11 protein-coding genes are annotated in these 13,005 nt (G+C 46.0%); 4 read left to right on the top strand and 7 right to left on the bottom strand.

Annotation, left to right across the window (positions count from 1 at the left end; genetic code table 11):
* The 3 genes from GRP75_RS12415 to GRP75_RS12405 form a co-directional block, all read right to left on the bottom strand.
* A partial coding sequence (locus GRP75_RS12415) for a collagen-like repeat preface domain-containing protein (protein ID WP_160789455.1) occupies positions 1-547 on the bottom strand: 547 nt, incomplete at its 3' end.
* Positions 548-782: 235 nt separating this feature from the next.
* Positions 783-4,673, bottom strand: coding sequence for an immunoglobulin-like domain-containing protein (locus tag GRP75_RS12410; protein WP_160789454.1), 3,891 nt, complete (start codon positions 4,671-4,673; stop codon positions 783-785).
* Positions 4,674-4,721: 48 nt separating this feature from the next.
* A complete protein-coding gene (locus GRP75_RS12405; RefSeq protein ID WP_160789453.1) occupies positions 4,722-5,063 on the bottom strand; it encodes a phage tail protein in 342 nt (113 codons plus the stop codon).
* 238 nt (positions 5,064-5,301) lie between these two features.
* Between GRP75_RS12405 and GRP75_RS12400 the strand changes: the two genes are divergently transcribed.
* From GRP75_RS12400 to GRP75_RS12390, 3 genes are read left to right on the top strand one after another with little or no spacing between them, the layout of a single operon-like run.
* On the top strand, positions 5,302-6,999 hold the full coding sequence (locus GRP75_RS12400) for a spore germination protein (RefSeq protein ID WP_160789452.1): 1,698 nt from the start codon (positions 5,302-5,304) through the stop codon (positions 6,997-6,999).
* A 25-nt stretch (positions 7,000-7,024) separates the two neighbouring features.
* Positions 7,025-8,119 carry a GerAB/ArcD/ProY family transporter gene (locus tag GRP75_RS12395; protein WP_160789451.1) on the top strand — a complete coding sequence of 365 codons (1,095 nt, stop codon included), beginning with the start codon at positions 7,025-7,027 and terminating at the stop codon, positions 8,117-8,119.
* A complete protein-coding gene (locus tag GRP75_RS12390) occupies positions 8,116-9,315 on the top strand; it encodes a Ger(x)C family spore germination protein (RefSeq protein WP_160789450.1) in 1,200 nt (399 codons plus the stop codon). Before GRP75_RS12395 ends, GRP75_RS12390 begins: the two co-directional genes overlap by 4 nt.
* Before the next feature lie 63 nt (positions 9,316-9,378).
* Here the strand turns inward: GRP75_RS12390 and GRP75_RS12385 are convergent, their stop codons facing one another.
* Complete coding sequence (locus tag GRP75_RS12385) at positions 9,379-9,927, bottom strand: PadR family transcriptional regulator (protein WP_068941356.1); 549 nt, start codon at positions 9,925-9,927, stop codon at positions 9,379-9,381.
* Between the two features lie 166 nt (positions 9,928-10,093).
* On the opposite strand from GRP75_RS12385, the gene GRP75_RS12380 reads away from it, so the two are divergent.
* Positions 10,094-10,585: a phenolic acid decarboxylase gene (locus tag GRP75_RS12380; protein ID WP_013308656.1), complete on the top strand. Its 492-nt coding sequence runs from the start codon at positions 10,094-10,096 to the stop codon at positions 10,583-10,585.
* 103 nt (positions 10,586-10,688) lie between these two features.
* Here GRP75_RS12380 and GRP75_RS12375 read toward each other — a convergent pair whose 3' ends face one another.
* The 3 genes from GRP75_RS12375 to GRP75_RS12365 form a co-directional block, all read right to left on the bottom strand.
* Entirely contained in the window at positions 10,689-11,135 is a 447-nt protein-coding gene (locus tag GRP75_RS12375; protein ID WP_160789449.1) for a hypothetical protein, read from the bottom strand.
* A 271-nt stretch (positions 11,136-11,406) separates the two neighbouring features.
* Positions 11,407-11,796, bottom strand: coding sequence for a winged helix-turn-helix transcriptional regulator (locus tag GRP75_RS12370; RefSeq protein WP_023986908.1), 390 nt, complete (start codon positions 11,794-11,796; stop codon positions 11,407-11,409).
* Between the two features lie 163 nt (positions 11,797-11,959).
* Positions 11,960-13,005 (bottom strand): glycoside hydrolase family 30 protein (locus GRP75_RS12365; RefSeq protein ID WP_160789448.1); only part of this gene is annotated, 1,046 nt, incomplete at its 5' end.

The raw sequence follows: 13,005 nt of genomic DNA, 5'->3' as shown, positions 1-13,005 counted from the left end.
GGGAGTCCGGTGCACAAGGACCTCCTGGACCTGTGGGACCCGGCGGTGCGCCTGGACCCGCAGGTCCAGGAGGTCCTTGTGCACCGGACTCCCCTGACAAGTATGTTTCACCTAATACGTTGCTAACCGTCGTTCCAGCGATTCTGATCGCGCTGATTAAGCTGTCTTTAAGAGCAGGATCAAGGGATTCTTGTAAAACGATGGACAATAGGGCATCCAGCAATTGTTGCAGTGCAGTACCTACGCCGATCGGAGAGAAAGGTGTAGCTTCTAACGCAACAATAGCAAGCTCCAGCGCTGCCAGCAAGTCTGCCTTAACCCCGCCTCTAAGTCTTAAGCTTTTCGCCAGAGACAACAAACGTCTTAAAATCTGTTGCAAGGAAGATACATTAGCCGCAGAGGGGTTTGCGAATACGACGGGGATGATCGCGGTCAATTCATTAATCAGTCTGAGAAGAGCTTCGATACTTTTATTTACTCTTGTTGGTTTACAGTCTTCGTCTTTTTTTGAAGCACCACTGAACCTGAACGGTTTTTTATGTTTCATGCTCAAATATCTCCTCCTTATCATTCTTCCTACTGTAGAGGTGATAGGTGGTTCATCGCCCCGCTTCGCAGATATTCATAATATATTTACTGAAGCGAAAAGGGTGAATAAACAAGCAAAAATGATTGTTGGAGGCTTGTACATAAAATATACATAAAAAAATACGGCCCCCGAAAAGCTTGGAGGCCGCATTGTATTTGCTTATACTCATCTGATGTATGAAGCTTGAAAAGTCTTATTTAAGAATACGTACCAGCAGTTCAGCCATCTCACCTCTGCTGATGGCTGCTTTTGGCTTGAGTGTTCCATCTGGATAACCGCTGATCCAACCGGAGGATACTGCATTTTGAAATGCTGCGGAGGCCCATGCTGAAATCTGCTGCTCATCCTTGTAGGATTGCAGTGCAGTAGTGCTGGAAATGGATATCTGATTCTGCATCGCGTGTGACAGGATCACCATCGCCTGCTCACGGGTAAGACTCTCATCAGGTCCGAAAGTTTGAGCGGCTAGCCCTTGAATCCATCCCTGACGATGAGCAGAATCCACGGCTGATCCAGCCCAGTGTCCCTGCATATCTGTAAATGAGGTAGAAGGGCTCTCATCTCCAGCAGTTCCCAATGCTCTGGTCAGTATGGCTACAAATTCTGCACGGCTTACAGCGCGCTCAGGGCGTATGTTTCCGTCTTTATAGCCTTGTATCCAGCCTTTGTCTGCAAGAGATTGCAGGGACTTCGCTGCCCAATGGCCTTGTACATCCGGCCATACCTGAGCTAGCACTTGTGGATCTGACGAATTGCTTGGGTCATTTTGCACACTGGCATTATTGGTTTGAGTCTTTGCGTCTGTGGCGACGACAAAGGTACCTAACCCGGTCGTATTCAGACTCACACCCGACAACATCCCTTTTGAATCCATTACAGCAGTCCCTTTTAAAATCTCACGCTCACCATTCTCGTGAATAACAAGAATGGAGAACTGGGGCTCTGTATTGTGTAACTCACTTAAGGATTCGTTATCCAGCGGTAGAATGATCGACGAGGTTCCAGTCACATTGGCTTTGATGTCTGTAACCGGACCCATCAGCGTCAGGCTGGATTGTTGCTCGGCCCAGTCACGGATCTGCTGTGCACGTTGTACATCTGCCTGCTGGAATGACAATGTAACGTCCTGCTGGCCTGAGGCCATGCTGGTTAAGGTGTCACTGGATATCAACAGTGTTCCATATCGGGATATTACCGATGCACCAATCTTATCCCATGTATTCAGTAAAGAATGAGAAAGGATAACACGACTCAGTTGCTTCTCCTGCTCCAAACGAATGTCTGCGTACGCTTTGCCTTCGCGAAGTGCTTGCTGTATCTGCTCATCCAGGAATGCCGGCGAAGGAACAAAGAGGGAAAACTCTTTCCCTTGTTCGGAAAATCCGATCTGTGGTACGAAAGCAGATAGATCCTCATTCTTATCTTTGTTAGATTTGCCTGTGTTCGCAATTACCTTGGCAGGGACGGTGACTTCTATGGCTTGCGTCAAAGCATGAGAACCATCGCTTACCCTCATAACATCCAGCATGATAGTTACAACGGAAGGAGTATCTGCTTGAATAATAGTTCCGTCTGTACGCACGATGTCTGGCTGGCTACTGCTGCTGATGGTCACACGGAAACCACCAGGTACAACAGGCAACCTAAGCAGTGTATCACTTGTTGTAGGAGCTGCTATGCTTGTGATGGATTCCGCAACGCGCTGCGCGGTTAACCCTTGCGGATACACTAGCCCTGACGGAGCGCTCTTCATGCCATTTACGTTCTGCAGCACATAGTAGCTGGCTCCTTCAGGAACAGGTGTAAATGTATATCTTCCCTCTCCCGAAGCAATTCCTTCCGCTATAAGCTCCTGCTGGGCATTGTACAGCTCAAGCCTTGCGTTCGGCAACGCGCCTGTAACGATCACTGAGGCTATATCCTCATTGCCTGCTGAAGCTGTAACAGCACGAGGCAGCACGTTTATACGGCGTTCTGCCGGTTCTGCCGTCCAGCCCCCATTGTCGCTATAAGCATAGTTCAATACGTATACGCCAGGTACATTTGTATCGACATTCCCGCTACCTGAAAGCTCAGGGATCAGGATATTGCCGTATACGCTGTCCAGTACGTTGGCTCCTGGATCAGTGAAGCTATCGCCGGTTTCCAGAACAATCGGATTGCTGCCGTTCAATCGTACGTAAGGTGTATTCGGTAATGCCTTCAGCACTGTGATCGTGAATGTTCTTTGTACAGAAGCTGCACCTTTAGAAATAATGGCAATTAACTGTACATTCACATCACCGTCTGTATATTTAGGCCGATTCACCTGACCGCTGTTGCTGAGAATATCTGGTTGATCCGAAGACCAGTCAATCTGGGTGTCAAATGCTCCTGTACGAGGCAGAGCAATGGAATCCTTAATCCCTTGCGGATAATCTAAATTCAGTGTATTGGCTGCCAGATTTACGGCTTCATCAGCGCTTACGGGCAGTGCAGGCACGAGCAGGCTGAATGTTTTTCGTAGCTCAACCCCGCCTCGTGACACAACTGCTTCCAGCGTGATGGTCTGATCGCCCTGCACATAGCTTGGGAATGTTACATGCCCAGTATGATCCAAGAACTGGGGCTGATTCGATGACCATGACACCTGAACACCATGCAGAGCGTCTTTTGGCAAATATACGTCTCCGGTTACTGTAGTCATTGGCAACTCAAGCGCCCTGTATGCTGCGTCAACGGCTTCTGTATCGCTCATGGGCAGACTGAGTACATGCGCTGTAAAATTCTTTGTTTTCGTTAAGCCTGCAAGTTGCAGGGTAGCCGTTAGGGTAACATCTGTATCTCCACTATTATAAGAGGGTCTGGTGAGTGTTCCATCTGCTGCAATAATTAGTGGTTTGGCTGAGGACCATTCGATCTGCGCTCCACCATAACCGGATAAAGGGAGAGAAATATTTTCTGTTACCGCAGACAAATTGCCAAGCGAGAGGGTGTCTGCTGCTTGATCCAAAGTATCTTGTGCAGTTATCTTCGGTACGGTAACTTCGAAAGTTTGAGTATCCGAGGCGCTTCCCTTCGCAATCGTAGCTGTCAGTTTTACTTTTCGGTCACCCAGATCGTACGGCGGGCGTGTGACAGCCCCCTCGTTCGTAATGACGTCAGGAGTATCCGAACTCCAGCTCACCGTCGTATCATTCAATCCAGCGAGTGGTAGTGTCAGCTTTTGGGATACGGAATCAGCTGTATCACCAGATGCGAAGCCTAAAGCAAGAGCGGCTTTTGCCTGTGCAACTCTTTCAGCATCGGTAAGTATGATCACTTTAACCTCTGAGGGAGTGCTCTCCCCCTTAGCATTTACAGCCTGAACAGTGTAAAGGGCTTCACCTGGCGGCAATGCTGAAGTGTCTATAAATTGGGTTAGGCTACCTGTATAGAGCGTTACACTATCTCGAATGACTTTATATGAGGTTGCATAAGGAACGGCATCCCAGCTTAATTCCACAGTACTTCCATTTTTAGTACCTGTAAAATGACCCGGGGCCTGTGGAATGGGCAATCGTTCCCCATAAGCTGCGAATTCCATGATGGAAGCCCATTGATTGTTTCTTGCATTTCCTTGATCAATAGTTAATCGCAAGTATCGTGTAGTTACAGGAGCAATGCTCTTTTCAACATTAGAGCTTCCATTATTCTGAACGGTATCAACAGTCACCCAATTACTTCCATTGTTGCTCGTCTGCAATCGGAAACTGTATGGATCACGTTGATCGTTCCACCCATAATGGACACCCATACCTGTAACAACGTATCGATCTACGATATACCAGTCTCTCAGATCTACCTGGATCCATTTTTCACCATTGCTGGCTTGATACCAGCGGCTTGTCGGTTCGATTGACCCATCCACAGTCTTGGAGGGATCATAGGGCTGGGTGTAACCGCTTGAGCTTGCTGGCTTGTGCAACACCACATTTTCCCAACCGGCAGCATGGGCTTCATTCGTCCCTATGAGCAGGAACGCACCGCCGATCAATGGCATGAGTGGAACCAACACACGGTAGGGTTTTAATTTATTGCGTGTGAAGTTATTGCCTTCGAGCACGCTATCACCTCTTCTTTATTAAATAGCACACTATTGAGCGTATTCATATTATGGGCGGGACGGGTATGACCCCTCGGTAGCGATGTAGTAGTTTACATTTGGCAACGGGGAAGCTCCGCGTAAGTCAGGCAATGCAAATGTGTTCATTCCATCACCGCCAAAATTAGTGCCCAGCAGGCTGAACAATGCAGCATTCTGATTAATGCTCAAGAGTTGACCCTCGCATTTTGGCCAGCCCTGGGGAGCGAACATGTAAGGATACATCGTAATTTCCCCAAGATAAGGTTCGGGCGATGCTTGAGCCTGCTGGGGACTGATCGCCGTTCCCCCTAACAAAATGACCGCTAACAAACTCAACACAGCGGCTTTCTTCCAAAAATGATTCTTCATACCTACAACTCCTTTTTAGTTTCGAATAATGGCCCACGAATTCAACAAATTTGTGACATTAGTCATAGAATGAATAGATATTATCATGGAATTCCACTTTTGACACTACAGTTCATCTATCAAATTCACCTTTTTATTCCTTTTGCGAGCAAAGAAATTTATTCCATTGCCGATGCATCTTTTTTCTAATCCAGGTAAATCTATATACAAATCCTATGGAAGTGAAGGAGGAAAGAACGTGTGGCAGGTCATCGGGACTCATATACCCAAATGGAACGTATGGATAGAAGCTGTCTTTTTGTTCATCATACCTTTGATCATTTTTCTGATGGTACGACAAATTAAAGCGATGGATGGTCGAGAGAGCAGACGTATGGAACGATTAAAGCTTTTAGAAGAAGACCGCTCGCAGCAGGCAGATCGTAATCCGTCTGTAAGTGAGGCTGAGAAGATAAAGGGGACCTTTACCGAAGATTATGAAGCCAATGTAGAAAAAGTCAGACAAGCCGTCATGGATATGTCAGACGTGAACGAACGATCTATTTTTCTGGAAAAACTGAACGCTGTAGGCACGCTTTTTTTTGTGGATGGCTTAACAGATAAGGTTGGCATGGATCAGAACATTTTAAAGCCACTGATGGATTGGGGGAGTTCCGGGCAAGGGGGGGAGGATCTTCCGAGAGGAGAGGAGCTTCGGAATATGTTTATTCGTCAGGTCATGCTGGTATCGGAAACAGAGTATACGTTAGAGGTGCAGTTCTCCTTGCAAAAGGTGCTGTTCGGTTCTGTCATACTCATGATTCAGGGCATACCAGGCGCTTTTGTGTTGGGTACACCCAGAGGGAATACACGAGGGGTGGAAGACCCCATATCGGAATCGGTGCTACGGGGACCACGAGTCGGATTTACAGAGACGCTCAGTGATAATACAGCGATGCTGCGCAGACATGGAGAAAGTACGGAACTAGCCATGTCGTCCTTCAAAGTCGGCAAAAGAGTGGAAAAACAGCTGATGGTAGTGTACTTCAGAGACATTGCCGACCCGGAGCTTGTAGATGAGGTGAAGCGGCGGGTTCAAACCATTGATATGGATGAGGTACTGGAATCGGGCTATGTGGAGCAGCTTATTGAGGATAATTTTCTTAGTCCCTTTCTGCAAATTCAAAATACAGAGAGACCGGATCGGGTCATGGCTGCATTACTGGAGGGACGTGTGGCGATTCTGCTGGACGGTACACCTTTTGCGCTTCTTATGCCTGTAACGTATGGGATGATGCTCCAGTCCCCCGAAGATTATTATGAACGATGGATACCAGGTTCGCTTATTCGATTCCTTCGTTTTATGGCAACTTTCATATCGCTGTTCGCCCCGGCGCTTTATATCTCCTTTATTTCGTTTCATCCCGGATTGATTCCAACCAAGCTGGTCATTTCCATTATCAGTGCGAGACAGGGGGTTCCATTTTCGACGCTGATTGAGGCCCTGATTATGGAAATTTCCATCGAAATTTTACGCGAGGCAGGACTTCGGCTCCCCAAACCCATCGGTCCAGCGATGGGTATCGTCGGCGGTTTGATTATTGGACAGGCCGCTGTTGACGCCGGGATTGTAAGTCCGATCCTCGTTATTGTGGTAGCAGTCACGGCGATTTCTTCCTTTTCCTCCCCTGTATACAGCGCTGGAATTTCCATGCGTGTCATGCGCTTTGGAGCCATGTTCACGGCGGCCACCTTCGGGTTGTATGGCGTTATTATGTTTTTCCTGCTGCTGAGTATTCATATGGTGAAGCTACACAGCTTCGGTGTTCCGTTCTTTAGTCTAACGGTCCCCCGTTCGTTGAAGGACTGGAAAGATTACTTCATACGAGCACCGTTGCAATTTATGAAAAATAGACCCATTCTATTGAAGCATAAAGACCCTAAGCGACAAGGATGAGTTTAACAACACAGGAGGGAGCAAGATGGCCCGTGGGAAAAAAGCGGATAAAATTACAACGTTACAGACAACGGCAATTGTGGTTTGCTTTATGCTGGCTGCTGGGTTGCTTACCCTCCCCCGAGTAGCGGTTGAAGTTGCAAAAACACCGGACGTGTGGATGTCTGTCATTTTAGCAGGGGCGGGCACTTTCCTGGTTGGATGGATTATGATCAAACTAAGTTCACGGTTTCCAGAAAGCACCTTTTATCAGTATGTTCAGCGGATAACAGGCAAAGTCATTGGCAAAGGGATTGGTATGCTGATTGTTATTTATTTTGTTTGTATAGCCGCATTTGAAATCCGATCTGTGGAGGAAGTAACGTCGTTCTTTCTGCTTGAAGGCACTCCGGCGTGGGCGATTTCAGCACCTTTTATGTGGCTCTCACTGTACCTATGTATGGGAGGAGTGGGTTCGTTAGGGAAAATATGTCAATTGATATTCCCGATTACGGCGGCTATCTTTTTGTTGATATGCTTGCTGAGTTTAAATATTTTCGAATTGAATAATTTGCGTCCTGTCTTGTCGGAGGGTGTGATGCCAGTAGTTAGAACGCTCAAGACTACATTCCTGACATTAACGGGGACAGAGTCCTTGCTGATTATTTTTTGTCGGATGGAAAAACCGGAGAAAGCAACCAAGGCAATCGGACTGGCGATTGGGATCGCGGTCGCTTTTTATACAGCTACGCTGATCCTGTGCATTGGCGCTTTTTCGTTGGAAGGAGTCTTGAGCAGAACCTGGCCATTTTTAGATTTGGCCCGCAGCTTTGAAGTGGAGTATCTGTTATTGGAACGGTTCGAATCCTTATTGTTGACCATTTGGATCATGCAAATTTTTGCTACATTCAGCATTGCTTTTTATTGCGCTTCGCTCGGAGTTTCTCAAATTTTGAATAGCTCTTATTCCAAGATGCTGTTCATTTTGCTTCCGATCATCTACTTCCTATCCCAAATTCCCAAAAATCTGAATGAGTTATTTTCTTTTGGAACGATCCTGGGGAATGGAGCTTTCGTTTTATTCGCTCTGCTTCCACTGCCACTTCTGCTTATTTCTCGCTGGAGGAAGGTGCGGTCATGATGAGGGCACGGTCAGCATTACTCGGGATAGTGGCTCTCCTGATATGCAGTACACTGTCAGGTTGCTGGAGCAGCTCGCCGGTGGAGGATCTAAATCTGATGACAGGCATTGCTATGGATGTAGAGGCAGAATCTTCGCAAGAAGAGCAAATTATTCAGAAAGGAGGAGATTATCCAAAAAAAGAGTTAATCACCGGAACCTTTCAATTTGTCATCCCTGAGGAAAGCGGAGGCTCCAATAGCTCCTCCCCACAAGCTAAAAAATTTTTTAATATTACGGAAACGGGAGATTCCGTTTTTGAAATGCTAAGAGAAATTTCATTAAGGACCAATCGGCCTCCCATCGGGCAACATCTGAAAACGATTATTATCAGCTCCAGTCTGCTTCGCAAGATTCCGTTGTATGAGCTGCTGGACTTTTTCTTAGGGGATAATGACATTCGGCCCAGCGTACAGCTACTGATTAGTACAGACAAGGCGGGAAATGCGCTTCAGGAGAAAATTCCTGGTCAGATTCCTGCTTATATTTTAAAGGATATATTCCAAAACCGTAAACGGAACGCGCGGTTGATAAAGCCCATGGCTTTGGCTAAAGTGATCGGACCCATGAAGGGTGAAAGAAGCTTTATATTACCTAATGTCATTACGGCGGAGAATGAAATCAAGCTCGCAGGTGCGGGAATCATCAAGGGAAAGACACAAACCTACGGTGGTTATCTGAATGAGTCGGAGGTCGAGGGTCTTATGTGGATCAAAGGCCAATTGGCTGGAGGCGTGCTGAAAAGTAGCGATCCCCAGACCGGTAAAAATATAGCCTATGAGATCAAAGCGGTGAAAAGCAGGATCAAGGCCATTGTTCAGGGGGACGACATTTCCTTCCAAGTGAAAATGACCTCAGAGGGACGCGTTTCGGAGGTGCATATAAAGAATGAAAATTTACGCAACAACAATGTGCTTGGACAAGAAGAAAGTATCTTTCAGGAGAAAGTGAATTCATTAGCTGAACAAACCCTAGCTAAAATGCAAAAGCTGAAGGCTGATGTCGGAGGTTTCGGAGAAGCCTTGAGGATTCAGCATCCTAAAGTTTGGCGTAAGGTTAAAGAGGATTGGGATACCACTTTTAGTACCATTCCTGTACGTTTTAGCACAGATATCCATATTGAAGATTACGGCTCTTCGATTACGACGGCAGACTAGTTTGCACCTATTTAGAAAAACCATCAATACCACGAATCTACGTGGCGTTGAAGGTTTTTTAGGCTATTCAAACAGGGACAGTGTTTCTTCCAGCCACGTAATATAGCTTTCTTCCCGATTAATGGCACGGCTCAGCACCAGATAATGCCCAAATTGATTAGAACCGGGGGCTTGAAGGTTCTCGTCCAGCTGTTGGAGGGATTTTTTACTTTCGTACAGATACTCCAGCTTCTCTTTACGTTTGGTTATCTGGTCCTCGAACAATCGCTTGTTCTCTTCCTTGGGGATGGCTGCTGAGAAATACAGCATGAGCATAAACTCATCCTTTTCCGTTTCCGGTAACTCTTTGGCGCTCAACAGCCATTCGGTCAGCTCTTGGGTTCCTTTGGGGGTGATGCAGTACAGCTTCTTTTCCAGCTTGGCTCCAGTAATGGAGGTGCGATATTCAATAAGCTCCTCTTCGGTCAGCCTTTTTAACTCAGGATAAATCTGACTGTGTTTGGCGCTCCAAAATTGTCCGATTTCCTTCTTGAATTGACTCGTAATATCGTAGCCACTCATTTCCTCTTTATGAACCAGGCCCAAAATGGCGTATTTTAATGTGCGTTTCAACGTAGTTCTCCTTGTCAAACATTATTTGACACTAGTATACCATAGTGCTACAATTTATATGTACTTAACAACATGTTTAACATTACATGTTTTGAATTGAATATTTTTATTTTTGGTCTCCTATTCAATTCATAAAAACTTATAATTTAGGAAAGAAGGATGCAAGATGGACAAGTTTATCGGCAGCCACATGATCTACACCTATGAGAATGGTTGGGAGTACGAAATATATATTAAAAATGAAGATACGATCGATTATCGCATTCATAGTGGTATGGTAGGCGGCCGCTGGGTACGTGATCAGAAGGTCAATCTGGTGAAGCTGGTGGAAAATGTGTATAAAGTATCGTGGACCGAACCGACAGGCACTGACGTGTCTCTGAACTTTATGCCTGAGGAAAAACGTATGCACGGCATTATTTTCTTCCCTAAATGGGTTCATGAGCATCCGGAAATCACTGTGCGCTATCAAAACGATTTTATTCCGCTGATGGAGGAATCGCGCGAAAAGTATGAAACGTATCCGAAGTATGTGGTTCCTGAGTTTGCAGATATTACATTCATCGAAAATGCGGGTGTGAACAACGAACAATTAATTTCCCAAGCACCTTATGCAGGAATGACAGACGATATTCGTGCAGGTAAACTGCAAGTGTAATCAACTCTGTGCTGAAAGTGTAAAAGCCTGGCCTGTGATAAACAGTCTCAGGCTTTTTTACGTGAACTGAAAAGTGGATTGACAATGGAGTTGTGAACGATATTTAGAATGAATAGTAGACCAGGCCATGCTCGATAAGATATGAACGACTAATCCGAGGGGGGAGTATGGTCGCTGATGGGGAGAGAATGTGCAGGTTCGCATGGGTACTCAGATCGGATAAGGCAGATAGAGCTAGCTCTGTTTTATCAGGCCCCCAGTGATCAGCATGGTGCTGAATATATTGCTCAGCCTCGGTTAAGGACAGACCCTTGAGCGAGGTAAACACGGAAGCCCAGCGGACGAGGTCAAAGGCAGCTTTAATTTCAGGCAGCTCATATTCCGCCAGACCTTGAGCGCCGTTACACGACATAGTAAGCAAGCCACAGCAATGGTGTTGATAAGGTTTTGAGTCAGGAAATTGACGATAGTCGTATTGAATCATTTCCATGGAACCAATGCTTAATTGGGTCGCTTGGGATGTTGTGGGCTGGGCAAGCGTCATGCTCATGCTAGAACGGCCTCCTTCTCGGATTCACTGTAAATAGGGATGGAAGAATCATACGTCACAGCGGATGTAATGTAAATCACGAATACAAGTGTAAAATGAGGATATGTAGCGGAAAACGAGCTTTAATGCCAATGGAAACGGATACTTGCATCCATTTCTTTTATTATCTTGGGGAACGTCTTTATATCACAAAAAAAACAACCCCAGATCTCCCCAGGGTCGTCTCTACAAAAATATAGTTCAGCATTTTGCAAAATGCTTGTTTTGCTGGTCACACGGGTGTGACGTCCTGAATCGCTTCTTCTTCTTTCCAAATCACGTTCTCGCGATAGTTTGATCCCCAATCGTACATTGCTCTCAGTACCGGAATCAGGCTTTCGCCATGCTCCGTCAGTGAATATTCCACATGTGGAGGGACGACGGGATAGACTTTACGAAGAATGAGTTTATCTTCCTCCAGCTCGCGCAATTGGTTGGTCAGCATTTTTTGCGTAATATGGGGGATCAGCTTCTTCAATTCACCAAACCGCTTGGTGCCTTCCATACCAAGATGCCACAAAATAATCAGCTTCCATTTTCCACCGATGACCGCTAGAGTCAATTCCTTATCACAATTAATCAGCTTCAAATCAATCCGGTCTTTTACAGTAGTGATATTCATCGACCTCCTGTCCATAGTTATTCCAAGTATACTATTTATAGTTACTATACGCAAAAGGATATACATCCATTTTGGAAACTATACATATGCTTGGACACTTATAGACCGGACAGGGATACCTAATGATGTGTGCAAGACTGGAAGAGCCCACAAATCTGTGGCGTTAAGAAGGAATCACGATAGTATTAAAGGACTCCGGCTCCAGCTCCAAGCGGTGTGTTGTTTCACCGAGAGACAGATTCAGCACACGCGATTCCTTGAAGGGATTGGCGATGACTACCACCCTTTGCCCGTCTGTATTTTTAAAAGCAACTGCATTTCCAGTCCATGATCCACGAAGTCCGATGCGTCGGGCACCTGGTAATACAAAATGAGAAAAATGCTTCATAACGTAATATTCCGGGTTCAGGACAGGTTTTCGATCCGCGGGATCAACGGTAATCATCGAATTTTGCTCCCAGCCCCATGTGCTCTTGCCTTTCGGTTCTAAAACCATATTCCAGTAAATATAAGCATTCACACCATTGCTGAAGTAGTGCTGGTACAGATTATATACATATTTGGCGTAGTCCCATGAGTTTTCTCCGTTGCCGCATTCATTTTCTGTTTGCATGTAACGAAGCTCAGGATAACTGGCAACGGTGCGCTGAATGGCATTTTTGCCTGCCCACTGGTAGCCTACGCCTTTAATATATTTGTAGGCCTCGGGGTCACTCAATACGGTATGGGCATACTCATCGAATCCGGTAGAAGTCTTCTTCATTAATTCCTCCCACGGATCGGGAGCGTTAATGGTCCCCAGCCAAATTTCCGTATCCAGTCCGTGTTCCTCAAAAGCAGGACCCAAATAGTCGCGAATAAATTCACGCAGCTGCTCCCCGGTCCATACACAGGAAGGGAACTTCTGATCGGCAATGACTTCATTTTGAACATGAATCTGATGGATCGTAATACCTGCCTCGCGGTAAGCCTGAACAAATTTGACAAAGTACAATGCATACGCTTTCAAAATATCCTTTTCCCAGCGCAGAGTGCCGTAATTGTAGGCTTTCGGTGATTTCATCCATGTCGGCGGGCTCCAGGGTGAAGCGAACAACTTCAGGTTCGGATTGAGTTGTAACGCTTCCCGAATAAAAGGAATGAGATATTGCTGATCACGCTCAATGGAAAAGTGCTTCATCTCCACGTCGCCGTCTGTTTCATTGTGGC

Origin of the sequence: Paenibacillus sp. OT2-17, assembly GCF_009827695.1 — a bacterium.
GTDB classification, from domain to species: domain Bacteria; phylum Bacillota; class Bacilli; order Paenibacillales; family Paenibacillaceae; genus Paenibacillus; species Paenibacillus polymyxa_B.
Note: the sequence above shows the minus strand (reverse complement) of the source record. Positions and strands in the feature narration are given on the sequence as shown.